16 protein-coding genes are annotated in these 25,360 nt (G+C 62.8%); 13 read left to right on the top strand and 3 right to left on the bottom strand.

What is annotated here, in order from left to right:
- Window positions 1-67 precede the first annotated feature (67 nt).
- A complete protein-coding gene (locus tag AAFG07_RS27890) occupies window positions 68-739 on the top strand; it encodes a class I SAM-dependent methyltransferase (protein WP_342723013.1) in 672 nt (223 codons plus the stop codon).
- Window positions 740-760: 21 nt separating this feature from the next.
- Here AAFG07_RS27890 and AAFG07_RS27885 read toward each other — a convergent pair whose 3' ends face one another.
- From AAFG07_RS27885 to AAFG07_RS27875, 3 genes are all read right to left on the bottom strand, one after another.
- A complete protein-coding gene (locus AAFG07_RS27885; protein ID WP_342723012.1) occupies window positions 761-1,480 on the bottom strand; it encodes a methyltransferase domain-containing protein in 720 nt (239 codons plus the stop codon).
- An 8-nt stretch (window positions 1,481-1,488) separates the two neighbouring features.
- Complete coding sequence (locus AAFG07_RS27880; protein ID WP_342723011.1) at window positions 1,489-2,799, bottom strand: nucleotide sugar dehydrogenase; 1,311 nt, start codon at window positions 2,797-2,799, stop codon at window positions 1,489-1,491.
- Between the two features lie 73 nt (window positions 2,800-2,872).
- Window positions 2,873-4,183: a glycosyltransferase family 4 protein gene (locus tag AAFG07_RS27875; protein ID WP_342723010.1), complete on the bottom strand. Its 1,311-nt coding sequence runs from the start codon at window positions 4,181-4,183 to the stop codon at window positions 2,873-2,875.
- Between the two features lie 117 nt (window positions 4,184-4,300).
- On the opposite strand from AAFG07_RS27875, the gene AAFG07_RS27870 reads away from it, so the two are divergent.
- The 12 genes from AAFG07_RS27870 to AAFG07_RS27815 all read left to right on the top strand — a co-directional run bounded on the left by AAFG07_RS27870 (window position 4,301) and on the right by AAFG07_RS27815 (window position 25,259).
- The gene (locus AAFG07_RS27870) at window positions 4,301-5,539 is read left to right on the top strand and encodes a glycosyl hydrolase (protein ID WP_342723009.1); all 1,239 of its coding nucleotides are present in this window, start codon (window positions 4,301-4,303) and stop codon (window positions 5,537-5,539) included.
- A 112-nt stretch (window positions 5,540-5,651) separates the two neighbouring features.
- Entirely contained in the window at window positions 5,652-7,838 is a 2,187-nt protein-coding gene (locus AAFG07_RS27865) for a bi-domain-containing oxidoreductase (protein WP_342723008.1), read from the top strand.
- The gene (locus AAFG07_RS27860) at window positions 7,835-9,829 is read left to right on the top strand and encodes an alginate lyase family protein (RefSeq protein ID WP_342723007.1); all 1,995 of its coding nucleotides are present in this window, start codon (window positions 7,835-7,837) and stop codon (window positions 9,827-9,829) included. Before AAFG07_RS27865 ends, AAFG07_RS27860 begins: the two co-directional genes overlap by 4 nt.
- Window positions 9,826-10,977, top strand: coding sequence for a glycosyltransferase (locus AAFG07_RS27855; protein ID WP_342723006.1), 1,152 nt, complete (start codon window positions 9,826-9,828; stop codon window positions 10,975-10,977). Before AAFG07_RS27860 ends, AAFG07_RS27855 begins: the two co-directional genes overlap by 4 nt.
- A gap of 672 nt (window positions 10,978-11,649) precedes the next feature.
- Complete coding sequence (locus AAFG07_RS27850) at window positions 11,650-13,092, top strand: calcium-binding protein (protein WP_342723005.1); 1,443 nt, start codon at window positions 11,650-11,652, stop codon at window positions 13,090-13,092.
- Between the two features lie 213 nt (window positions 13,093-13,305).
- Entirely contained in the window at window positions 13,306-15,021 is a 1,716-nt protein-coding gene (locus tag AAFG07_RS27845; RefSeq protein WP_342723004.1) for a calcium-binding protein, read from the top strand.
- Window positions 15,022-15,366: 345 nt separating this feature from the next.
- Window positions 15,367-15,981, top strand: coding sequence for a methyltransferase domain-containing protein (locus AAFG07_RS27840; RefSeq protein WP_342729260.1), 615 nt, complete (start codon window positions 15,367-15,369; stop codon window positions 15,979-15,981).
- 196 nt (window positions 15,982-16,177) lie between these two features.
- The gene (locus tag AAFG07_RS27835) at window positions 16,178-18,412 is read left to right on the top strand and encodes a peptidase domain-containing ABC transporter (RefSeq protein ID WP_342723003.1); all 2,235 of its coding nucleotides are present in this window, start codon (window positions 16,178-16,180) and stop codon (window positions 18,410-18,412) included.
- A complete protein-coding gene (locus AAFG07_RS27830; protein ID WP_342723002.1) occupies window positions 18,402-19,748 on the top strand; it encodes an HlyD family type I secretion periplasmic adaptor subunit in 1,347 nt (448 codons plus the stop codon). Before AAFG07_RS27835 ends, AAFG07_RS27830 begins: the two co-directional genes overlap by 11 nt.
- A gap of 173 nt (window positions 19,749-19,921) precedes the next feature.
- On the top strand, window positions 19,922-21,781 hold the full coding sequence (locus AAFG07_RS27825; protein WP_342723001.1) for a tetratricopeptide repeat protein: 1,860 nt from the start codon (window positions 19,922-19,924) through the stop codon (window positions 21,779-21,781).
- 331 nt (window positions 21,782-22,112) lie between these two features.
- Window positions 22,113-24,323, top strand: coding sequence for a glycoside hydrolase family 99-like domain-containing protein (locus AAFG07_RS27820; protein ID WP_342723000.1), 2,211 nt, complete (start codon window positions 22,113-22,115; stop codon window positions 24,321-24,323).
- Between the two features lie 12 nt (window positions 24,324-24,335).
- On the top strand, window positions 24,336-25,259 hold the full coding sequence (locus AAFG07_RS27815) for a glycosyltransferase (protein ID WP_342722999.1): 924 nt from the start codon (window positions 24,336-24,338) through the stop codon (window positions 25,257-25,259).
- Window positions 25,260-25,360 lie beyond the last annotated feature (101 nt).

Raw genomic sequence — 25,360 nt, 5'->3', positions numbered from 1 at the left:
TATGCCGCTGCGTGAAGAATTGCGCGTGCCGTGCTAGACCGACGCGACCGGTAGCAGGAGACTGACATTGCTGGGCACAATTCAAGCCCGATTTTCTGGTGCAGCACGCAAGCGGCGCGGCGAGTTCCTCGTCCGCACCGTGAACCTGCCGCTCGACGCAAGGATCCTCGATCTCGGCGGCGGCACCGGCCGGCACATTCGCGCGATCCTGCCGCGCCATACCGACATCACGGTCTGCGATATATCGGCCGACGATTTGAAGGCCGCGCGCGAACGCTTCGGGTTCAAGACCGTTCTGCTGCGGGAAACCGAGCGGCTGCCGTTCAAGGATCAGGCGTTCGACTTCTGCTTCTGCTCGTCGGTGATCGAGCATGTCACCGGGCCGAAGCAGGCCGTCGTGACGATCGAGAACGACACGGCATTCAGGAATATCGCGCGCGAGCACCAGAACCGCTTTGCCGGTGAGATCTCCCGGGTCGCGAGGTCCTTCTACGTGCAGACGCCGTACCGGTACTTTCCGATCGAGAGCCATACCTGGCTGCCCGGAATCATCGTCCTGTTGCCGAGGCGACGGCAAATCGCACTGATCGAAAGGTTCAACCGATTCTGGTTCAAGCGGACCGCGCCCGACTGGCACCTGTTCGACTGGGGCGAGATGACCGAAACGTTTCCGGACGCGAAAATCTATCGCGAGCGATACCTCGGCATGACCAAGTCGCTGATGGCGATCAAGGTGTGAAGCAGGCATCTGCCCGCCGCATCAATTGTCGCGGCGGGCGAGGATATTGATCAGCGTGCCGACCGCGGGCCGGCGATCGAGCGCCGGCGGCAGCGGCGAGCCGCCAAAGCTGACGCCGAGCATGGTGAGACCATGTTGCCGCAGCAGGCCCTGCATGACGGCCGGCGTGGTGTCGAACTTGGAAAAGGCGAGGTAGCGGAACAGCGGCCGGCCCGACACGCGCGACGAAGCCGCATGCGCGAGCTTGTAGCCCTGGCGCAGCAGCGATCCGCGGTTGGGGATCGAGACCAGCAGCAGTCCACCGGGCCTGAGCACGCGATGGATCTGGGCGAGGCACTGCGCCACGTCGGGGACATATTCCAGCACGCTCGCGCAGAGCACGCCGTCGAAGGACCGATCCGCAAACGGCAGGTTTGCGATGGTCGGAATCTGCCGGAACGTGAGCCGGTCGGCCGGCGGACCGTCGGCGGGGCGGCTGCGTGCCGCCGCAATCATCTCCGACGAGGCGTCGACGCCGGTGACATCGCAGCCGCGTGCGGCGAGCAGGCGGGAGAGCGTTCCGGTGCCGCAACCTGCATCCAGCCAGCGCTGGCCATTGAGGTCCGCATTCCCGAGCAGATCGAACATCGCGGCGGTGCGCGCCTTGAAGGTGCGGCTCCGATGCAGCCTCTCCCACTCCGACGAGATCTCGTCGTGAAAGCGGATTTCGGGTCGGTCGCGGGTCTGGGCCACGGTAGCCATGGTGTTCCCTACCAGTGGAAGCCGCTCACCTTGGCGCGCACCTCTCGGGGCAATCCAATGTCCGACAGTTCGAGCACCACCTGGTCGGGCCGGGTTGCCTTCAGCGCCGCAACGAAGCGCGGATCGGCGGTCGTCAGCACGATGATGTCGGCCCATTCGATCGTCGCCGTCACATCGTCATGCAGCAAGCCGACCAGCTCCGGGTTGCGCATCAGAAAGTCGCGGTTGGCGCCGATCAGTTGCGACAGCCGTACGTTGGGGTCGTAGATCTGGATGTCGCGCTGCTCGCCGCGCAGGCTTTTGACCAGCTCGACGAAGGGGCTGTCGCGGACATCGTCGGTGCCGGCCTTGAAGCTGATGCCGAGGAACGCGATGCGGCGGCCGTCGTGCGACAGGATCCAGTCGGCGCCGCGCGACATGATCATGTCGTTGCTCGGCAGGATGCTTTCGAGCACCGGCGTCGACAGACCACGGCTGTGCGCGAGGTGCTTTAGCGCCTTGACGTCCTTGGGCAGGCAGGAGCCGCCGAAGGCAAAACCCGGCCGCAGATAGGCCGGCGAGATGTTGAGCCTTGTGTCCTGCAGGAAGATGTTCATGACGTCGCGGCCGTCGATGCCGAGCGTCTTTGCGATGGCGCCGATCTCGTTGGCGAAGCTGACCTTCAGCGCGTGCCAGCTGTTGTCGACATATTTGACCAGCTCGGCGGTCTCGACCGGCGGCGTGATCTTGGCGCCGGGCAGATCCTTGTAGAGCGCCATGACGCGGTCGGCGGTTTCCTGGTTGAAGGCGCCGACCACGGTCTTGGACGGCGCGTTGAAGTCGGCAATGGCGCTGCCTTCGCGCAGGAACTCCGGATTGAAGGCGAGGTCGAAATCGCGTCCGATCTTGTTGCCGGAGGCTTCCTCGATCAGCGGCCCGACGGTGTCGCGGGTGGTGCCGGGCAGCACGGTGGAGCGGATCGTCACGGTATGCGGCGCGTTCTTTGCCCGCAGCCCGCGGCCGATCTCGACGGCGACCTGCCGGATCGCGGTCAGGTCGAGATTGCCGTTGCCGGACGACGGCGTGCCGACGCAGACCATCGATATGTCGCTGTTGACGATCGCCTCGGTGGCGTCGGTGGTTGCGGTCAACTGACCCGTCGCAACCGCGTGCGCCACCTTGTCCGAGATGCCCGGCTCGATGACCGGCGATCGGCCCTCGCGGATCAGGTCGACCTTATCGATGCTCTTGTCGACGCCGATGATCTGGTGGCCGAGCTCGGTGAAGCAGGCCGCGCACACCGTTCCGACATAGCCGAGGCCGAAAATGCTGACGTTCATGCTTCGACCTTCGACAATCCAGCGACCTGCGCGTGGCCGCGTCGCGTTTGACGTGAGTGAGGCGGCAGGGCGTTCAACGCGATGCCCGCCCGGTAGCTGCATTGGCGTTGACGCCGGGCGCCTGCGACGTCGGCCGCTCCGTGGTGGCGTTCGCCCGTGGGGCGCGGCTCTGCCAGGGAAGCGCTCTGGCGAACAGCGCCTCATAGGCGGCGAGCAGCTTCGGCTCCTCATGCGTCCAGGACAATTCGCGCTCGACGCGGCTGCGGCCATAGGCCCCCATCGTCTGCCGCAGCGCCGGATTATCGATCAGCGTGATGATCTTGCCGGCGAAATCCCGCGGGTCGTTCTGCGCCGCATAGAGCGAGGCGTCGAGCGCGGAGCGGCGGCCTTCGCGAACCTCGAACTGAACGATCGGCCGTCCGAGCGCCATGTACTCCATGATCTTGTTCATGGTGGAGATGTCGTTCATCGGTGTGACGCGATCCGGATTGACGCAGACATCTGCGGTCGAGAGCATCGTGAACAGAGCGTCATCGGCAATAGCGCCGGTGAAGTTCACGTAGTCGGAGAGCTGCATTTCCGCGCAGAGCTTGACCACCGCATTCCACTCCGGCCCGGTGCCGGCGATGTTGAACTGGATGTCGGTGCGGCCGAGATCGTGCACGATGTGGCCGATTGACTGCAGCAGGAGATCGATGCCTTCCGACTGGCCGATCACGCCGACATAGCCGACGCTGTAGCGCCGGCCACGGCGCCAGGCCGGATCGGCCGGGCGGGAGCGCACCCGTTCGAGATTGGGGCCAGAGCGCACCACGAAGACCCGGTTGGCCGGCATCCGGCCGCGGGTGATCGCGATCTCGCGATAGGATTCGTTGGTCGCGATCGAGATGCTTGCGGTCTTGAAGGTGAGATATTCGACCAGCCGAAGCAGATGCCAGAAAAAGTCCCTGCGGCCGAACTTCGCTTCGTAGAGCTCGGGATTGACGTCGTGATGATCGAACACGAAGCGCTTGCCGCCGAGCTTGAACAGCAGGCCGATCAGGAAGATCAGGTCGGGCGGATTGCAGCCATGAATCACGTCGAAGCCGTGCTTCCACGCCACCTTGATCGCAAGCCACGTCTCCCAGAACAGTGCGGCCGGATATTCGATGAGATAGGCGGCGATCCCGCGTGCTTCCACCGGCATCGGATGACGGTAAATGTGAATGCCGTCGAGGCACTCGTAGGATTCGGTATGGCCGCGGCCCTTCGGGCAGATCACCGAAACTTCATAGCCCGCCTTGCGCAGCGACGTTGCCTCGCACCACACCCTGCGATCGAAAGGAACCGGAAGGTTCTCGACGATGATCAGGATCCGCCGCGGTGATGGTTCAGCTCTCGACATCTGCGATGATCTATACCATTGACCTAACAACATCACAATCCGACTAACATCGGCATTAACATGCGCAGCTTCCATTTTGCAATCCCGCCGCGGATGTGACGGCGACGAGACACCGACATGGCAGGTAGAGTGAGGGAGTGGGCACAAAGGGCGTCGATCGCGCTGGTTTTGAGTGCGCTGGCGCCGCTGGCTCACAAATGGCCGCTGCAGTGGGCCGGCGCGGCGGCAAACGATGTGCTCAATGTGAGCCATGTGAACGTGGTGATCCCGCCGACGCTTTTCGGCATGACGATCAATGCGATCGGACAGTCGCAGCCATGGCCGGCGCTCAAGTTTGACGGCGTCCGGCTGTGGGGTGCGATCTACTGGGCGCAGATCAACCCGGCGCCCGGCATCTACAATTGGGCACGCTTCGACGCGATCCTTGCGGCGGCGGAGCGCGAGCACGTCGAGATCGTCCTCAATCTCGCCTTCACGCCGCGCTGGGCCGCGTCGGTGAAAGATGCGCCGCCGGCATTCACGCCCGGCGCAAGCTCGCCGCCTGCCGATCTCACATCATGGGACGAATGGGTGCGCGCGGCCGTGACCCGCGCCGCCGGCCGCATCAAATACTGGGAAATCTGGAACGAGCCCGAGGATCCCAAATATTACTCGGGCGATATCGCGACCATGGTCCAGATGCAGAAACGGGCCTACCAGATCATCAAGGCCAGCGATCCCGCTCTGACTGTGCTGACGCCGTCGTCCAACGGCACGCCGGACGGCTATCGTTGGCAACAGGCCTTCATGGCGCAAGGCGGCGGACAATATGCCGATGTCTTCGCCTTCCACGGCTATACGAGCGAACCCGAAGCGGTGATCGGGATCATCGCCCGCTTCAAGCAGATCCTCGCCGCGCACGATCTCTCCACAAGGCCGATCTGGGACACCGAGGCCGGCTGGTCGTCGCACGAGGACAACCCGGATGGCTTTCTGGCGCGCGCCTATATCCTGAAATGGATCAGCGGCGTCGACCGGTTCTATTGGTACGAGTTCGCCGGCGGGGGCGGCGACTTCGGCAAATTGTGGGATCGGGCACGCGGGCTGCTTCCGAGCGGAATTGCCTATCGCACGGTCCAGTCATGGTTGGTCGGCGCCAGCGTCGTGGCGGCAGGCAGGACGTCGCCGTCGACCTGGCGCGTCGAACTCCGCATGCCGGATGGCCGCTACGGCTTGATCCTCTGGACCACCAAGGGGCGGTCCGTACATCGGGTCGACCCGCGTTTTAGCCGTTACCAGGGCCTGGACGGCGGCGAAGGAGCTGTCGCCAACGGTGAGGTCGAGATCTCGCCCAAACCGGTCCTGTTGCTGGAATGATAACGATGTTAAACGGTCGGCGATGAGATAAATTATGACGATGTTCCCGGCCTCATCGCGGGCGGCGGGCGCGATACAACGAGCACTGTTAACTTGAGGCGATTGACCGACCGTGAAGCAGATCGCGCAGAACTATAAGAGCGGCGAGCTCAAGCTGATCGACGTGCCGGCTCCGCGCTGCCGCCCCGGCGGGGTTTTGGTGCGCACGGCATTCTCGGCGGTGTCCACCGGCACCGAGATGATGAAATTCACCGAAGGCCGGCTGTCGCTGCTCGGCAAGGCGCGTGCGCGCCCCGACCAGGTTGCCAAGGTGGTGCGCTCGGCTCGCCAGCAGGGATTGCTTGCGACCTATCAGAAGGTGATGAACCGGCTCGATTCCTACACGCCGCTCGGTTATTCGCTGTCGGGCACCGTCGTGGAGGTGGGCGAGGGTGTCGGCGGCTTCGCGCTCGGACAGCGGGTCTGCTGCGGCGGCAATCAGTATGCAACCCATGCTGAATATAATTGGGTGCCGGTGAACCTCTGCGTGCCGCTGCCGGACGGTGCAGCGCTCGACCAGGCCGCGTTCACGACGATAGCCTCGATCGCGCTGCAGGCGATGCGCCAGTCGGAAATCGGTTTCGGTGAGACCGCCTGCGTGATCGGCCTTGGCCTGATCGGGCAGATCATGGTGCGCCTGCTGCGCAGCGCCGGTGTCGTGGTCGTTGGGCTCGACAGGCTGGAGCCGCGCTGTGGTCAGGCGGAGGCGGCGGGTGCCGCGCTCTGTGCGGTCGCATCGGATGATGCCGCGGCCGAATTTCGCGCGCGGATCGATCAGCTGACCGCAGGCAATGGTGTCGATTGCGTGTTCATCACGGCGGGCAGCGACGATCCGGAGCTCGCGTCGCGTTCGGCCGCGTTGCTGCGCGACCGCGGCCGTATCGTCGACATCGGCAAATGCACGCTGAACCTGCCGTGGAACGAATTCTACGACAAGGAGCTCGACGTTCGATTCTCGCGCTCCTACGGCCCCGGCCGCTACGATCCGCTCTACGAGGAGGGCGGCATCGACTATCCGATCGGCCATGTGCGCTGGACCGAGAAGCGCAACATGGAGGCGATCGTCGCCCTGCTGGCCGACGGGCGGCTGGATTTCTCTGCGCTGATTTCCGACATGGTGCCGCTGGAGCAGGCGACGTCGGCATTCGAGCGCATGAGCCGGGGCGAGGTTGGTCTCGGCATGGTGTTCACCTATCCGGACGCCGCTTCCCGCGCGATGCAGATGGTCTATCGTCCGGCCGTCGCGCTGCGCAGCGGCCGGGTCCGGCTCGGCGTCATCGGCGCCGGCAATTATGCCTCCAGCATGTTGTTGCCGCAGCTTGCAAATCACGCGCGCGTCGATCTCGTCGAGGTCGCCACCAACACCGGCCTCAGCGGCGCCACCGCGGTGCGCAAGTTCGGCTTCGCGCGTGCCTCGACGGATGCGGCCTCGGTGCTCGAGGCCGACGACATCGATGCCGTGCTGATCGCGACGCGCCATGCCTCCCACGCCCACCTCGCGACCCAAGCGCTGCGCGCCGGCAAGGCGGTGTTTGTCGAGAAGCCGCTCGCGATCGATCCAGACGCGCTCGATCAGCTGGGGCAGGCGATCCGCGAGACCGGCAACAACCGGCTGATGGTCGGCTTCAATCGCCGCTTCTCGCCGCTGCTGCAGGGGATGCGCGCGGCGTTCTCGCCGGCGGGGCCACAGACCTTGCAATATCGCGTCATCGCCGGCCCGCTGGAGAAATCATCCTGGTATCTGCAGGCCGAGAGCGAGGGCAGCCGATTCGTCGGCGAGGGCGGCCATTTCATCGACGTATTGTCCTGGTGGCTCGGCGCCGAGCCGGTGCGCGTCTCGGCGCGTACCGCGGGCAAGGATGTCGACAATCTCGTCGCCACGTTCGACTTTGCCGACGGCTCGGTTGCGAGCCTCAGCTATCTCACCGGCGGCGATCCGCGTGTGCCCAAGGAGGCGCTTGAAATATCGGCAAGCACCGGCTTTGCTGCCTTTGACAATTTCGCGGGCTTCGAGGTCTGGCACGCCGGACAGCGGACGGCGAAGAAAGCGCGGCTCGACAAGGGGCAGCGGCCGATGCTGGATGCCTTCATCGCCGCGGTCGCATCGGCGGCCGCGATGCCGATCGGGCTCGACTCGCTGCTTGCGACCACCCGCGCAACGCTCGCGGTTCAGGAGAGCGCAGCCGCCGGGATGCCGGTCGATCTGACGATCGGCGCAGCAGAGCAGGGCGTCGTGCGCGCATCGACTGCGTTGAGATGAATCCGGCCTGGTATCTGCGCAGGCTGCAGCGCATGGAGCCGTCCGAGCTAGCGGGACGGGTGAACGATCAGCTGTTGCGCCTGCTCTGGCGCATCACTCCGCCCGCTATCGCACGACACGCCAGCGCCAGGCTGGCCCCGGGCCCGCGGCAGCCGCGGCTGAAGCCGCTGCCTTTGCCGGCGCACGCTCCGCAGCAGGCCGCGGAGCGACTCATCCGGAGCGCCGACGGGATTCTCGCCGGACATTGGCGGGTCTTCGCCCGAGATCATAATGCCCTCGGCGAGCGGCCGGACTGGTTCGTCGATGTCCGCAGCGGCAAGCGGGCGCCTGCTGACGTGTATGCGTTTGCAGTGCCCTATCGCGACGAAGCCGCGGTCGGGAACATCAAATACATCTGGGAGTCGTCGCGTCACCACCATCTCACGGTGCTCGCGTCGGCGTATTACCTGACCTCGGACGAACGCTACGCCAGGCGTGTGGCCGCGCATCTCACAAGCTGGTGGCGCGAAAATCCGTTTCCGCGCGGCCCGCACTGGATCAGCGGCATCGAGCTTGGCGTGCGGCTGATCTCGTGGGCCTGGGTGCGGCAGCTGCTGCAGAACTGGCCCGGCGCGCCTGCGCTGTTCGAGGACAATGACCTGTTCCTGACGCAGCTCTATGCGCACCAATACTGGCTGTCGCAGTTCCCGAGCCGTGGCTCCTCCGCCAACAACCACATCATCGCGGAGGCTGCCGGGCAGTTCGTGGCGGCCTGTGCGTTTCCCTTTTTTCGCGACAGCGCGCTGTGGCGCCAGAATGCCGCCAGGACGCTGGCAGACGAAGCTGTTGCGCAAACCTTCGCCTGCGGCAGCAATCGCGAGCTCGCAACCGATTATCACGGCTTCGTCCTCGAACTGCTGCTGGCCGCGGCAGTGCAGGGCGAAGCGTCCGGGCACCAGCTGGGCGAAATGGTCTGGACCACGATGTGCCGCATGAGCGATGCGATTGCTGCGATGCTCGACGACCGCGCGCATCCTCCGCGTCAGGGCGATGGCGACGACGGCATCGGCCTGTTGCTCGACGATCCCGCCTGCAATCGCTGGCCCGGTCTGCTCGCCACCGGCGCGCGCCTGTTCGGCGATCTGCCGTGGTGGCCCAAACTGCCGCAGCCCGATCTGCGCACGTTTTTTCTGACGGACGGCATCAAGGCGCGTGCGATCGCCGCGCGCCCTGCGCGCCGTCCGTATTCGCTTGATGAGGCGGGACAGACCTTTCTGGTCGATGCCACCCGAGCGGTGTGGTGCCGCTGCGATCACGGCCCGCATGGCTTCGGCCGCATTGCGGCCCATGCCCACGCGGATGCGCTGTCGCTCGAATGCAGGATCGGCGGCGTCGATATCCTCGCCGACCCCGGCACCTATTGCTATCACGGCGATCCGCGATGGCGCGCCTATTTCCGTTCCACGCTGGCGCACAACACGCTCTGCCTGTTCGGGCGCGACCAGTCGGTGTCGGGCGGGCCGTTTCTGTGGACGCGGCACGCGCAGAGCCGGCTGATCGCATTGAGCGGCCTGGACGATCGTGATGCGGACGCAAGCTGGGTCGCGGAGCATTCGGGATATCAGGACACGGCAGATCGTCTCGTGCATCGCCGTTCAGTGCAATTGCAGCGTCAGGCGGCGCGGCTCGTCGTTACCGATGTTGTGCTTGCCGATGAGGGGCTTGCGGTGCCGGCGAGCCTCAGCTGGCATCTCGGTCCCGACGTCGAATGCAAGCTCGAAGGGCGTCACGCGCGCCTGTCATGGCCCGGCGGACGCGGCGAGCTCGAGCTGCCGGCGGCGCTCAGCTGGACGCCGTATCGCGGTGACGAAACCGTGCCGGCCGGGTGGTATTCGCCGTCGTTCGATCTCAAGGTGCCGGCGACGACGCTGATCGGCTCCGGAACGCTGGCCGCCGGCCAAAGCCTGGTGACGGAGCTGCGCTGGTTTCCCGAGCCGGCACGCCGATCATGAAGATCCTGGTCGCTCACAACAGGTATCAGGGACGCGGCGGCGAAGACGTCGTGTTCGAAGCGGAAGTCGACCTGCTGCGCGACGCTGGACACAGTGTTGAGACGCTCACGGTCAGCAACGAAGCGATCAATTCGCTTGCCGCGCGGATCGCGACGACGTTGTCGATCGCCGATAATGTGGAGGGAAAACGGGCCATGGCGGAGGTGATCGGCCGCTTTCGCCCCGACATCGTCCACGTCCACAATTTCTTCCCACTGCTTTCGCCTGCCGTGTTCGATGTCTGCCGGCAGCAGCGCGTGCCTGCGGTGGTGACGCTGCACAATTACCGCACTATCTGCACCGGCGGCATGCTGCTGCGCGACGGCCGCATCTGCCACAAATGCCTGGACCGCGGCCATCTCTGGGGTGTCGTGCATCGCTGCTACCGCGGATCGCTGCCGGGCTCGCTGGCCTCGGCCTACATGATCGCGCGGCACCAGCGCCGCGGCACCTGGACGCGTCCCGGCGTTCGCCTGATCGCGCTGACGCAGTTTGCCCGAACGTTGTTCACGCAGGCCGGCTTCGATGCCCGCCGGATCGACGTGAAGCCGAACTTCATGGCCGATCCGGGTGCACCCGATCCGGCGATACCGCGCGCCGGGCTGCTCTATGTCGGACGGCTGAGCCGCGAGAAGGGCGTCGGCGTATTGCTCGACGCTGTTGCCGGGACCAGCGTACCGTTGCGGATCGTGGGCGAGGGGCCGGAGCGCGCTGCGCTTGAAGCTCGGGCGCCCGCCAATGTCAGGTTCCTCGGCGCGCTCTCGCGCGCAGACGTGCTTCGGCAAATGGCGAGTGCCCGGGCATTGGTCGTGCCGTCGCTATGGTACGAGGGATTTCCGATGGTCGTGGTCGAAGCCTTCGCACAGGGGACGCCGGTGATCGCATCCGAGATCGGCGGACTTGCCGAGGTGGTGAGCGCCGGCAAGACCGGCACATTGGTGCCGCCGGGCGACGCGGCAGGGCTCAGACAGCGGATTGTTGAGCTTCTGGGCGCCCCCGATCTCGCAACGGCATGGGGGCAGGCTGCGCGGACCGCCTATATCGAGCGTTACGCGCCGGAGGAGAATCTGCGGCTGCTCGAGGCCATCTACGCGCGCGCCGCTGGATGATCGCCGCAGACGGTTGCTCCGCCCGTGATCGGGCGCCGTCTTGCCCGTTGCCGCGCTCTTGTCCCTAACGGATTGCGGCGAATCTAATGTTAATTTGTTATATCGGGTGCTTGTTTGGGCGCCCCTCCGGCTTTGGCCGCGGGGCCGAATTGCCCCGATTCTACGATCGATTCCCCGGTTTTTGCCCGCTTGACGCTCGCAGCCTGCAACCAGAACCCGGCATAACGCCACTCGCTGGCCGGCCGGTTGTGACGTTTGACGCTTTTCTGAAAAAGCGCTTACGCGGCGCAGAAATATTTTTTCAGATCAGAAAATCGCGTCGAAGCGTGCACAAAGGCTGCGAAATTCGGCGCCCTGGCGCCATCTTGGGACCGGATGAAACCCCGTATAATCACTACCCTTTTTTGCATCGCGGCTAACATTTGTGAGCTGCCTGCGCTGAATGTTAGTCCGCGACCGAGATGGTGCTAAGTCTCACATAAGTCTCATGGAACCAGACGTTAATAGCGCATTGCTGATTGACACTCCGATATTGCGGACTTAACAATGGACTTAACAAGTTCGTAACGTGTGTCCACATTTGAGCTGCGTCGCAACAAACCAGTTGTGAATCAACAGCTTACGTGCGGGCGAGCGGCTTGAATCCTCGTATCCCAAGCAGGGGCTACATCGATGGCGACTTACAATCTCGACCAGACTGACCTCAAACATGCGATCAACTCCACGATCGATCACGCGACCCAGCAACAGATTCTTGACTATCTGATCAACGCAGGCATCGGGTACACCAGCCCGGATGACGGCAGCTCGATCCCGGTGCAAGTGGGCGCCGGCATCAGCAACCCCGACCCGAACGCCAACGTTCTCATCGAAACCAACCCGAATAACTCTGTTACCACCGACGCCAGCCTGAAGGCGATCATCGAGGCGACCAACCAGGACGTCACGCTGACGGTGAACGGCAGCACCCCGGTGCTGGTCGCGACCGGCAACGGAAACGATCAGATCTTCATCAACAACACCGGTGACACCACGGTTCTCGCCGGCAATGGCAACGACACGATCTTCGGTGGCGCGGGTCACGACTCGCTCTCCGGCGGCAACGGCGACGACGTCCTGATCGACAACGTTTCCGGTCACAGCACGCTCGATGGCGGCAAGGGCGATGATCTGCTGTCCGGGATCGGTGCCGACACCCTGATCGGTGGCTCCGGCAACGATACGCTTTACGGCGGCAGCTCGTCGACCCTGTTGGGTGGCAGCGGCAACGACGTGCTGGTCTCCGGCAGCACTGTCGGCAATTCCAGCATCTTGCTTGGCGGCACGGGCAACGACGCGCTGTACGGCGGTGCCGGCAACGATCGCCTGTTCGGCGGCGACGGCAACGACACGCTGACCGGCGGTTCGGGCAACCAGATTCTCGACGGCGGCAAGGGCAACGACGTCCTGATCGGCGGTTCGGGCAACAACGAGCTGTTCGGCGGTGCCGGCAACGATGCGCTCTATTCGAACTCGGATGCGTCGCACGGCTCGATCCTCGACGGCGGTGCCGGCAACGACTCGCTGTATGGCGGTGCGGGTGCCGACACCCTGTACGGTGGTGCCGGCAACGACCTGCTGGTCGGCGGTACCGGCACCGTTGCCGAGTACGGCGGCGCCGGCAAGGACGTGCTCTACTCGGGCAGCGATGCGTCGCATGCGACGAAGCTGTTTGGCGGTGACGGCAACGACTCGCTCTATGGCGGTGCCGGCAACGACACGCTGTATGGCGGCTCCGGCAGCGACACGCTGGTCGCCGGCTCGGGCAACCAGACGCTGCTCGGCGGCGGCGGCAACGACTCGTTCGTCGGTTCCGCCTCCGGTACGGCCTCGATGGTCGGCGGCTCTGGTCAGGACTACTTCTACCTGTCCAACCTCCACAGCAGCGACACCATTGACGGCGGTGCCGGCAACAAGGACTCGCTGACCTTCCTGGATCACGCCTCGACCGATGTGACCGGAATCACCGCGGGCAAGGATGGTTCTCTGGACGTCAACTTCAGCAATGGCCAGGTGACCCAGATCAGCAACATCGAATACCTGATCTTCAACGATGGTCACTCGACCAAGCTGTAAGATCCCAATCCTGAACTAAGATCTCAGGTCTGCACTAAACGAAGGCGCCGTCTCGACCCTGGTTGAGGCGGCGCTTTTTTCGATTGCAGGTGGTGTTATGAAGCGCTGTCTGATAATGTCGCAGCGTTGCTGCCTGCTCCAATTGTGAATCATCGAGATCATTTGAGTATTTGCTTAGCGTTGATGTAGCGCATCGAAGCAGGGGCTCCATCGATGGTGACGCAAAACCTGAACCAGACGCAGCTCAAGGCCGCGATCAGCTCCACGATCGATCACGCAACCCGGCAACAGATTCTCGACTATCTGATCAGCGCGGGGATCGGTTACACCAGCCCGGATGACGGCGCGACCATCCCGGTCGAGGTGGGCGCCGGGATCAGCAACCCGGATCCGAACGCCAATGTTCTGATCGAAACCAACGCCAACAACACGATCAAGCTCGATGCCAAGCTGAAGGCGATCATCGAAGCCACCAAGAGCGACGTGACGCTGACCGTGAACGGCGCCGCCCCGGTGGTGATCGCGACCAGCGACGGCAACGACGATATCACCATCAACAACAACCGCGGTACCACGGTTCTTGCCGGCGCGGGCAACGATACGGTGTACGGTGGCGGCGTGGGTCACAGCCTGCTTTACGGCGACGCCGGCAATGACTGGCTTTATGGCAGTGACTGGTCGGACCTGCATGGCGGTAGCGGCGACGATACCCTGCTGTCCGGCAGCTCGCTGGAATCACTGGACCGGATCAACACGCTGGACGGCGGTAGCGGCAACGACGTGCTGTTCGGTGGCTGGGGCAATGATCGCCTGTATGGCGGCACCGGTGACGACTGGTTGAGCGCGGGTTTCTACAACGAGACGCTCGACGGCGGCGCGGGCAATGACACGCTGGTCGCCGGCACATACAGCGATCAGCTCTACGGCGGCGCCGGCGACGACCTGCTCTACGCGAACTTGTTTGCGTGGTACGGCTCGTACCTGTCGGGCGGTGACGGCAACGACACGCTGGAGGGTGGTGCCAGCGCCGTAGCCGACACGCTGGATGGCGGCGCCGGGGACGACCTGCTCAAGGGCGGCGTCGCCACTGTTGCGGAGTACGGTGGCAGCGGCAACGACGCTCTCTACTCAGGCGCCGGTTATGGGCTCGGCACGTTGCTCGATGGCGGTGCGGGCGACGACACGCTGGTTGCCGGTGCAGGGTATAATCCTGCCAATATCGGTTCCGACACGCTGGACGGCGGTGCCGGCAACGATCTGCTGATCGGTGCTGCCGGGACTGTTGCGGAGTATGGTGGCAGCGGCAACGACGCGATCTACGCGCACTCGGATGCATCGCACGGCACGATCCTGGACGGCGGTGCGGGCAACGACTCGCTCTATGGCGGTACCGGTGCCGACTCGCTGGATGGCGGCGCCGGCAACGACCTCCTGGTTGGCGATATCCGCACTGTTGCCGAATACGGCGGCAACGGTAACGACGCGCTCTATTCGGGCAGCGATGCGTCGCACGCGACCTCGCTCTCCGGCGGCGACGGCAACGATTCGCTCTATGGCGGTGCCGGCAACGACACGCTGTATGGCGGCTCCGGCCACGATACGATGGTTGCCGGCTCGGGCACGCAGACGCTGATCGGCGGCAATGGCGGTTCGTCGTTCGTCGGCTCCGCCACCGGCACGGCCTCGATGGTCGGTGGCTCGGGTCAGGACTACTTCTATTTGTCCAACCTCCACAGCAAAGACACTATTGACGGTGGCGCCGGCAACAAGGACTCGCTGACCTTCCTGGATCACGCCTCGACTGACGTGACCGACATCAGTGCGGGCAAGGGCGGTTCTCTGGACATCAACTTCAGCAATGGCCAGGTGACCCAGATCAGCAACATCGAATACCTGATCTTCAACGATGGTCACTCGACCAGGCTGTAACATCCCAGGTCTTCACGAAGTGAGGGGGCCGCCTCGACCTCGGTTGGGCGGCGCTTTCTTTGGTGTACGAACAAGGTGATCGGAACTTGTCGATCATTTGCCATCGGATCGGGCGAGCTCCGTCTCAAGTTCCGCTCCAGGCATTCCGTTAACGGACGTTAGAACGTTAGTTCGTCACATTCGGACCACGTAGCTTTTGTAAAGGCGTGTGGCTCGCTCGATTGAGTGGTGCCGTGGCCGATGGTTTCCCGCAGCGCCGGCAACTTTGGTCGAGACGAGCGATCGCTGCAGAAATCAGCCGCTTAATGCGCGAACCGCGGAGCTCACGAATTGGCCAAGAAGAAAATGCTGAACGCCGGTGCTGGATCGACGGTTGCCAAGCGGATCCAGCCGCTCCTGACGTCGCATGAGTGGGAGGAGGTTCGCCTCGATGTCGACGGTAGCCTGAGTCCGGATATCGTCGGCTCGATTACCGATCTCGCCAAACTGTGCCGGCCGGCCTCGTTTGACGCGATCTGGTGCTCCCATCTGATGGAACATCTCTATGCCCATGAGATACACCCCACATTCGTCCAGTTCCGCGAGGTCCTCAAGCCGGACGGATTCGCGCTGATCATGTCGCCCGACCTGGAAGCGGTGGCTCAGCACATGCTGACCCAGGGCCTCGGTGCGGTCGCCTATGTCTCGCCGGCCGGTCCGATACGGCCACTTGACATGATCTACGGGCATTCCGGCGCGATCGAGCAGGGACGCCACCACATGGCGCACAAGACCGGGTTTTCGTGCGACCGGATGGGAAACCTGCTGCTGAGCGCCGGGTTTCCCACGGTGTCCGTTCGCAGCGGGAACTTCGAGGTCTGCGCGTTGGCGCTCATGCCGGAGGCCGAGGAGAGGCGGATTCGGCCGCAGCTCGAGGCCTGCGGCTTCGACTTCCGGGAGACGGAGGCCGCCGCTCCATGATTGTAGATGTTAAATAATGTTATAAGGGTTCCGTGGTTAAACCACCGGTAGCAATGGCCGGAACTGGCTTCTGTGCTTGTTGCGACACATATCTTTTCGGAACGATGCGCTGAAAATGCTGCATTAGCGAACTAACAGTGATAAGTTATATCTCGCTAGGGACCGGATCTTGCGCAGTCGAAACCTCGAGGCTTCCATGACCAAACACCTCTCGCTCGTCGGCGCACCTTCGGTGGAGGCGCTGCCGCCCTCGGGTCTCGCCTGTCTCGTCATCGTGGCAAGACAGCATGGTTTGCACCTGACCCCGTCCCAGCTCATCCATGACAATCTGCTGGGCGACCAGGAAGTCACGCTTGCCGAGCTTTTGAAGTGCGCGAATTCCTCGGGCATGACGGCAAAGGCCGTCACGCTGGACTGGAGGGGGCTGAGCCATCTCAAGCGGGCGCTGCCGGCAATCGTTCGCCTGCGCGATGGCAGCCACATGGTCTTGCTGCGCCTCGAAGGCGATGAAAACAGCACCCGGGTGGTCTTGCAGGATCCGAACGCGAGCGAGGATGCGCTGCTCGTCATCGATCAACCGCGCTTTGAGGACATCTGGTCGGGCGACGTCGTCATGGCCAAGCGCGATTACGAGATCTCCGACGAGACCCAGCCGTTCAGCCTCGGCTTTGTCGCCGCCCTTGTGTTCCGCGAGCGGCGCATCCTGCGCGACGTCGCGATCGCAGCGCTGATCCTGGGCTTCCTCGGCCTGGCGCCGATCATGTTCTGGCGGCTGCTCTCGGACAAGGTCATCTACTACAAGGCCTTCAACACGTTCTACGTGCTGTGCGTCACGATGCTGGTGATCATCGCGTTCGAGGCCGCGTTCTCGTTCCTGCGGCAGTACCTCGTCCAGCGCATGACAGCACGTCTCGACGTCAAATTGTCGACCTACGTGTTCGAAAAAGTGCTCAATCTGCCGATCGATTACTTCGAACAGAACCCTGTCGGCCTTATTTCCCGGGACATTCGCGAGGTGTTCCGGATTCGCGGCTTCCTGACCGGGCAGTTGTTCGGGACAATTCTCGATTCGACGACGTTGATCTTCTTCCTGCCCGTCATGTTCTTCTTCAGTCCGATCATGACGCTGATTGTGCTTTCCTTCGCAGCACTGATCGTCACCTGGCTTGTCTTGATGCTGCCGATCTACCGGAAAAGGTCGACGGCAGTTCTCGCGGCTGAAGGCGCGCAGGGCGCGTTCCTGATCCAGAGCCTGAACGGAATGAGAACGATCAAGTCTCTGGCGCTCGATTCACGTCAGCGGCACATGTGGGATGTGCTGGTTGCGCGCGTCGCCAATGCGCGTCTTGCGGAAGGCATGAGCGGAATTGCCATCCAGACGGTGGTACGTCCGCTGGAGCGGTTGGCGGTGAGCGCGCCCTATGCGCTCGGCGTCTACCTGGCCATAACGAGCGATGATCCGATGTACATTGGCGCGCTGTTTGCCTTTCTGATGCTGTCGCAGCGGGTCGCCGGTCCGCTGATGCAGATGGCGCAACTCGTCAACCAGTATGACGAGGCGCGCACGGCTGTCGCGATCGTCGGCAAGCTGGTCAATCAGCCGCCCGAGGAGGGGCGCACCGGCCATGGCGTGAGGGTGCCGCTGAAGGGGCTGGTCGAATTCGCCGGTGTCACGTTCAAGTACAAGGGCGCGGTATCGCCGGCGCTGAACAACATCTCCTTCGAGATTCCTCTCGGCACGACGCTCGGCGTGATGGGCAAGAGCGGCTCGGGCAAGACCACGATTACCCGGCTGTTGCAGCGCCTGCATTCCGACTATGGCGGGCTGATCAAGGTCGACGGCATCGATGTTCGCGAATACGACGTCGACCATCTCCGGCGCAATATTGGCGTCGTGCTGCAGGAAAACTTCCTGTTCAGCGGCACGATCCGCGAGAATATTTCGGCGGCAAAGCCGGATGCGACGTTCGACGAAATCGTCAGGGCGGCGCGGCTGGCCGGTGCCGAGGAGTTCATCGACAAGCTGCCGCGCGGCTACGAGACCTATATCTACGAGGGATCGACCAATCTCTCCGGCGGCCAGCGCCAGCGCCTCGCGATCGCGCGCGCGCTGATCGTCAATCCGCCGATCCTGATCCTGGACGAAGCGACCAGCGCGCTCGATGCCGAGAGCGAGACGATCGTGAATGCGAACATCTCGCGGATCGCGCATGGGCGCACGCTGATCATCATTTCGCACCGCCTGTCGTCGCTGACCAAGGCCGATGCGATTCTCGTGCTCAATCGCGGCGTGGTCAACGACATCGGGCGCCACGACGAGCTTCTGGAACGAAACGATATCTACAGCTCGCTGTGGTACCAGCAGAATACGCACCTCGCGCCGACGGGTCGCAGCGACAAGAACTTCAGGAGTCCGACCCTTGTCTCCTAATCAAGCTTCGCTCGCGACCGTTCGCCAGTTCCAGTCCGAAACCGATGCCATCCGGGAAGCCGCCGAGCCGCAGCTGGCCCGCGCGACGCTGTTCGTGCTGTCAGCATTCCTGGTATCGATCGTGGCGATCATGTGCTTGATGCGCCTTGACCGGGTGATCATGAGCGTGGGGGGCAGGATGGTTCCCGTCGATCAGATCAACGTGCTGCAGGCGTTGGACCCGTCGATCATCAAGACGATCGATGTTCGGGAAGGTGAGCAGGTCGAGACCGGGCAACTGCTCGCGACCCTCGACTCGACATTCACCGTGGCTGACGTCACTCAGTACAAGCTGCAGATCGCGAGCCTGGACGCACAGGTTGCGCGGGATGAGGCCGAACTGTCCGGGAAGCCGCTGTCATACGGCCAATCCAGTGATCAGGATGTCACCAGGTACAACGCCCTGCAAAAGGCGCTCTACGACCAGCGCGTTGCCCAGTACACCGCGCAGGTGACCAGCTACGATTCCAAGATCAGCCAGACCGAAGCGACGATCCTGAAGGCGAAGAAGGACGACGAGCGGTATGGTCAGCGTGCCGAGATCGCCGGCAAGATCGAGGACATGCGCTCGACGCTCGCCGAGAGCGGTAGCGGGTCCAAGCTGAATCTTTATCTATCGCAGGATACCCGCCTGGAGTTGTTGCGTCAGATCGACAATACGCACAACAGTCTGCTGGAAGCGCAACACCAGCTGGACTCGCTGAAGGCGGATCGCAGGGCGTTCATCCAGCAATGGAACGCGCAGTTGAGCCAGGATCTGGTCACGACGCGCAACAGCCTGGATACCGCCCGCGCGGCCTATGACAAGGCCGTCAAGCATCAGGATCTCGTCCGCTGGACGGCCGCCGAGCCCTCGGTCGTCCTGACCCTGGCCAAGCTCTCGGTTGGATCCGTGCTGAAGCCCGGCGATCCCTTCATCACGCTGATGCCGCTCAAGACGCGGCTCGAAGCCGAGATCCGGATCCTGTCGCGTGACGTCGGCTTTGTCCGGCCGAACGATCCCTGTACGATGAAGATCGATGCCTTCAACGCCGCGGAGCACGGCACGGCGCAAGGCAAGATTCGCTGGATCAGCGAAGGCGCCTTCACGACCGATGATGACGGAAAGCCCGTCGATGCCTACTACAAGGCGCGCTGCTCGGTCGACCACACCAACTTCAAGGATGTTCCGGCGAACTTCCGCCTTATCCCCGGCATGACGCTGCAGGGCGATGTCAATGTCGGGACACGCTCGGTCGCGATGTATCTGCTCGGCGGCATGCTGCGCGGCATGAATGAGTCCATGCGCGAGCCATGACAGTGTTGTCACCATCCCTGATTGGCCTTTTCCGGCCCAGTACATCCCGTTCAGATCCAAAGCAGTTTGAACGGGGGCTGGAGGCGTATGAGAACCGGCAGTATCTCGAGGCCCTGCGGCTTTGGAGGCTTGCCTCGCAAGCGGGCAACCCGGAGGCAGATTACCGTATCGGGTTGCTGTATGCGCGGAACGAGGGCGTCATCGGCAACCTCCCCGACGCGGTTGCGTGGTACGAGCGCGCTGCCCTTAAGGGATATACCGAAGCGCAATTCCAGCTTGGCGTGATCTACCTCAACGGGGTCAAGCCGACGGTCGGTCCGAACAGGCCCGAGATGTGGCGGCAATCCACTGCACAGCGTCTGGGCGACAAGGCGACCAATCTCCACGATATGGTCTTCCCGAACGGCATCGGCGTGCCCAAGGATGTCGACGCCGCCTTCCTCTGGATGTCGGTGGCGGCGGAAGCCGGCAAGGCGGACGCGCAGGCGATCCTCGGCGACATGTACGCCAGTGGGGCGGGCTGCACCAAGGATCATGCAACCGCGTTGCGCTGGTACGAGGCCGCGGCCGAGCAGAAGGCTGCGTCCGGCGAATTCGCGCTCGGTGATGTGCATTATCAGGGCCGCGGCGTTCCCGTTGATTTCGCGCAGGCTGCGATCTGGTATCACAAGGCCGCGGAGCAGGGACATGTGCGCGCGCAGGTGGCGCTCGCGTTCATGTGCCTCAAGGGCACCGGGCTTCCCGAGAATGCCGACGAAGCCGCGCGGCTGTTCCAGAGCGCCGCGACCCATGATGATACTATCGCGCTCTACAACATTGCGCTGTTGCGGCTCGCCGGCAGAGGCGTTGCCAAGGATATCGACAAGGCCGAGACCGCGTTGCGCAAGGCAGCGCGGAAAGACTATCTGCCGGCCATCCAGGCGCTGGCCGAGTTCTATGCGCTCGGCACCTCAGCCGAGCCGGATCTGCGCGAGGCGGCGTATTGGTACGAGAAGGCGGCCGAGCGCGGCGATGCGCAGGCGCAATTCTTCACCGGGCGTTTCTATGCCACCGGCACCGGCGTTCCGCCCAGCATTCGTCAGGCGGCGAAATGGTTCGAGCGTGCGGCCGAGAGCGGCCACGCCACGGCGGCTCACAACATTGCGGTGTTCTATCTCAATGGCAACGGCGTGACGCGCGATGTCGCGACCGCGATCAAGTGGTTCGAGCGCGCGTCCGAAGGCGGCATCAGTGCCGCGGCTGTGCAGCTTGGCCGGCTCTACTCGGCAGGCAATGGCGTGCCGCGTGATCAGGCGCGCGCCGCGGAGTGGTTGAGCAAGGCGGCCAACGGCGGCGACGCCGATGCGAAGACGGCCTATGCCGTGTTCCTGATGCAGGAAGAGCCGTCCGAAGCGCGTCTCGCGGAAGCGCGCACGCTCCTGACCGACGCGGCCGAGGTCGGTCATCCTGCCGCCGCATTTCAGCTCGGCGGGCTGCACATGGGAAGGTCCGGCGGCAGCGTCGATCTGCCGGCCGCGGCGCAATGGTTCAAGCGTGCGGCAACCGCCGGCCATGTCGAGGCCCAGCACACGCTCGCGCTGCTGTATTCCGATCCCAAGAGCGGCCTCAAGGATTCGCAGGCCGCGGCGAGCTGGATCGTCAAGGCTGCAGACGGCGGCAACGCGGCGGCTCAGTTCAAGCTTGCCGTTATGTATTGCACCGGGCAGGGCGTCGAGCAGGACCTCGCCCAGGGCGTGACGTGGTACGAGGCCGCAGCGCGCCAGGGCCACACCACCGCGCAATACAACCTTGCGGTGATGGTGGGGCGCGGGCAGGGCTGCGACGCCGATCCGGCGAAGGCGGCCGCGTGGTTCGAAGCAGCAGCGAAGCAGGGCATGGTCGAAGCCCAGCTCGCGATTGGTGATGCGCTGCGCGCCGGCAACGGTGTCGCGCAGGACCGTGATCAGGCACTGCGCTGGTATCGGCAAGCGGCGCAGCAGAACAACGAAGGTGCGCAGCGTCGTCTGCAGGCGATGGGCGAGAGTGTCGGCTGAGATTGTTGGATGCGGGCATCTCGTCGCATGCAGTCAACGATCGATGGTGAACGGCTTTGTTTTTGGGCGCGAAGGCACGGAAGCGGGCAGATCCGCGTGACAATCTGAGCAGAACTAACAATGGCTTTCATATCGACGACAGAGAGATTGCGTTAATGTGGCATTCGCCGAACAATGCTCGTGTAATCTCAGGTTGTGTGAAGATGGTCGATAAGCACCGCGAGGTCACGAGCGACGGCGTGTCAGGCAACATTGTCCCGGGATCGAACTTCCGCGTGACCGGGAAAGAAACTGGAGCCGGCGTTAAACGTTGGCAGGAGATTGAGTGGCAATGAACAAGATGGTCGAACGGAGCGTCAGGGATACGAAGGACATGTTGCCCGTTGCCAGTCCGGTTCAGCAGGACGACATCTCGCAGAGCCTGTTCCTGGATCCCGATGTGGGTGATCTCCAGGCGGGGCAGAGGCTGCGTGGCGCTATCCTCGAATATTCGGGGCGAGGAATATCCGGCTGGATCGTCGACGCCCGGTCGCCCGCTTCAACCGTCTCGCTCGCGCTTTTCATCGGCTCCCACTGTGTCGAAGAGGGACGAACGGGGCGGCCGGTTCGGGCGAGCATTGGTCCGCAGAGTGCGATCGGCCGTCCCGGTTTTCGTATCGATCTATCCAAGCCGGGAGTGCGTCGCCGTCTGGCGCGCGCCCTGAGAAACACGCTTGTCGAACGCGACCCCGTGCAGATTTATCTTCGCATCAGTCTAAACGATGGCGAATACTACGAAATACCGCTGTTCGAGAAACTGGCATCGAGCAGCGAAGTGATCCTCGCACTCGGCTTCTCGACCGACGACTACGACGATCTGTTGTTTCCGAACAGCGACAACAAGATAGTCGCCGGATCGGTCGACGCCTCCAAGAAAGAAGTGCGCTTCGTCTGCTTCTACCTGCCGCAATTCCATTCGTTCGCGGAGAACGATCGATGGTGGGGACCTGGCTTCACCGAATGGACCAACGTCTCCCAGATGCGTCCGCAGTTTCCGACGCACCAATCTCCGTGGTTGCCTGCTGATCTGGGTTTCTACGATATGAGATTGATCGAGACGCGCCGGCAACAGGCAGAGTTGGCTCGCCGTTACGGCGTTCATGGCTTTTGCTACTATGCCTATTGGTTTCAGGGACGAAGACTTTTGGAGCAGCCGCTCAAGCTTCTGCTGGAGGACGGCGAGCCAAACTTGCCGTTCTGCATCTGCTGGGCGAACGAAAACTGGTCGCGCCGATGGGACGGTTCCGATACCGAGCTTCTTCTCGGCCAGAATCACGCGCTTGAAGATGATGTCCGCTTCATTGATGACATGGCGGATATCCTTCTTGACGATCGCTACATCACCGTCGACGGTCGGAAGATACTGCTCATCTACCGTCCCTCGCTGATCCCGGACAAAGAGCGCTTGTTCCAGACTTGGCGGCTCCGTGCAAAAGAACTCGGCATTGGAGAGTTGCTGATTTGCAATGCCATGACTTTCGGCGAGTTCGATCCTCGGGAATTCCATTGCGATGCCGCAGTGGAATTCCCGCCCCATACCGTTTCTGCCAGAGAGCTGAGCCGTGCGGAGGTCGAGGCGCCGTCGGACTTCACCGGAAAGCTCTACGACTACCTTGAAGCCATGCGCTCGACGCTCGGCAAGGTCTACGATTTTCCGTTCTTTCCTTCGGTCATGCCGCGTTGGGACAACACTCCACGCAAAGGCTCGCGAGGACATGTGTTCGTCAGATCAAGTCCCGAGGCTTTCGAAGTCTGGCTGCGCGAGGCGGCGGAGCGGGCTCGTCGGAGTTCTGTGGGAGAGCCGATCGTATTCATTAATTCGTGGAACGAGTGGGCCGAGGGGGCTCACTTGGAGCCGGACTCCCGTTACGGCCGTGCCTATCTGGATGTCGTCAGGCGGGTGTCTGCGGGCGATTCGATCTCGGCGGAGCTACGCTCGAACTCCGCTCTGCTGGACTGCCTGAGCCGATCGGAGCTTGAGCAGGCCATCAAGGGAGCTGCGGTTCATGTCGAGGTGCTCGCCAATTTGCAGCGTAGCGAAGCCGCCTTGACGGGATTCCAGAACCTTCGAGAGGGCTTGCCGGTCGAAATGGAGGGAGCCGTCGCGAGCCCTGATGGCTCCATGTTCGTGATTGAGAGCATCAATTCGCAAACGGAGGAGCGCGTGGTGGTAGACCCGCGCTACAGGGTGCTGGTCCGAGGTTGGGTTTTTGCCAAGGATGGCTTCGAACCGCTCAGAAATCGCATCGCATTTTTGGTGTTGTCTCCGGAAGGAGAAACCAACGCAGGCAAAAGCGGGTATTGCCTGGTGGTCGATTGGCACGAGCGAATGGACGTGACGGAGTATATGAAGGCGACCGCCCGCGAGTGCTGCTTCGGCTTCGAGGTGGGTTTTCTGCTTAAGGGATTGCCGGATGGGCAGTACAGGCTTTCGATTCTCGAGGTCGGCGAAGGAGAAAACCTGATTGTTGGATCAAGCCATTCTCTGGTCGTTCGGCATTGAGTTGAGGATCAAATGTTAGCCAGCGTGGTGATTGCTTGCTACAAGCACGAGGCCTATCTCGAGCACTGCCTCGAGACGGTTTTCGATCAGACATATCCCGAACTCGAGCTGATCATCGTCGACGACAACTCGCCGGACAACAGCTTCCAGTTGGCCGAGAGGCTCCTGAAGCGGAAATCGTTCGCCAAGCGCTTTGCATCGTGCAAGTTGCTGAAGAATCCCACGAACATGGGAGCGCATTTCACCTGGAATCGTGCGTTGTCTCTCGCAACGGGCGAAATGTTGTTCTTGCTTAACTCGGACGATGCCTTTTCGAAGGAGCGGGTTGAGGCATTTGTCGGTCGCCATGGTGCTGAAAAGCTGTTCTTCGGTTTTTCCTCGATTGAGCCGATCGACGAGAACGGGAAATCGATCAAGAGCTATCAGTTTCCGGCGCGCCTCAGATACGCAACGAGTCAGGCTGCAGGTGCCGATCGCCCGCTGTCTTGGTCTTTCCTGGAGTCGCAGATAGCAGCTTCAACGGGAAATTTTGTGTTGAGCGCAGAATTGTTGAGGCGGACTGGGTGGTTTGCCGACCTCAAATATTGTCACGATTGGGAATTCGCGCTGCGAGCGATCACGATCGTTGAGCCAAAATATGTCGAAGCCGATCAGTACATGTATCGGTTGCACGCATCCAATAGTTTTCGTGGACTAAGTTCGGTGGCCGAAAGCGAAACGAGGGCTTGCATGCAGACCTATTCGCTGCGCGCGATGGTCTCCAAACCGTCCAACCGGACTTGTCTCAGCCCTCTGAACATGGGGGATGCTTTCTATCGGCTGATCAAGAACTACCCGAACTTCAATTATTGGATGCGGCAACTGTACGCGCCTTACATGGCCGAGCACAGGACGGTGGAGAAGAACCAGTGGACGGTTCCGGCTGAATGGCATTAGAGAAATGCGGCCGAGGCGAGACCGCAGGCTGAAGAGGCCTGTAGGCGTTCACGCCTCGCATTGCCAATGCTAGCAAGGCTCCAATGCTAGCAAGGCTCCAA

It is taken from the genome of Bradyrhizobium sp. B097, assembly GCF_038957035.1.
In the GTDB taxonomy this organism is placed as follows: Bacteria; Pseudomonadota; Alphaproteobacteria; order Rhizobiales; family Xanthobacteraceae; genus Bradyrhizobium.
Note: the sequence above shows the minus strand (reverse complement) of the source record. Positions and strands in the feature narration are given on the sequence as shown.

Excerpts from the sequence above, each read along its gene's own strand:
- AAFG07_RS27885 (WP_342723012.1), bottom strand. The coding sequence starts at position 1,480 with ATGGCTACCGTGGCCCAGACCCGCGACCGACCCGAAATCCGCTTTCAC.
- AAFG07_RS27880 (WP_342723011.1), bottom strand. The coding sequence starts at position 2,799 with ATGAACGTCAGCATTTTCGGCCTCGGCTATGTCGGAACGGTGTGCGCG.
- AAFG07_RS27875 (WP_342723010.1), bottom strand. The coding sequence starts at position 4,183 with ATGTCGAGAGCTGAACCATCACCGCGGCGGATCCTGATCATCGTCGAG.
- AAFG07_RS27870 (WP_342723009.1), top strand. The coding sequence starts at position 4,301 with ATGGCAGGTAGAGTGAGGGAGTGGGCACAAAGGGCGTCGATCGCGCTG.
- AAFG07_RS27860 (WP_342723007.1), top strand. The coding sequence starts at position 7,835 with ATGAATCCGGCCTGGTATCTGCGCAGGCTGCAGCGCATGGAGCCGTCC.
- AAFG07_RS27855 (WP_342723006.1), top strand. The coding sequence starts at position 9,826 with ATGAAGATCCTGGTCGCTCACAACAGGTATCAGGGACGCGGCGGCGAA.
- AAFG07_RS27850 (WP_342723005.1), top strand. The coding sequence starts at position 11,650 with ATGGCGACTTACAATCTCGACCAGACTGACCTCAAACATGCGATCAAC.
- AAFG07_RS27845 (WP_342723004.1), top strand. The coding sequence starts at position 13,306 with ATGGTGACGCAAAACCTGAACCAGACGCAGCTCAAGGCCGCGATCAGC.
- AAFG07_RS27840 (WP_342729260.1), top strand. The coding sequence starts at position 15,367 with ATGCTGAACGCCGGTGCTGGATCGACGGTTGCCAAGCGGATCCAGCCG.
- AAFG07_RS27835 (WP_342723003.1), top strand. The coding sequence starts at position 16,178 with ATGACCAAACACCTCTCGCTCGTCGGCGCACCTTCGGTGGAGGCGCTG.
- AAFG07_RS27820 (WP_342723000.1), top strand. The coding sequence starts at position 22,113 with ATGAACAAGATGGTCGAACGGAGCGTCAGGGATACGAAGGACATGTTG.
- AAFG07_RS27815 (WP_342722999.1), top strand. The coding sequence starts at position 24,336 with ATGTTAGCCAGCGTGGTGATTGCTTGCTACAAGCACGAGGCCTATCTC.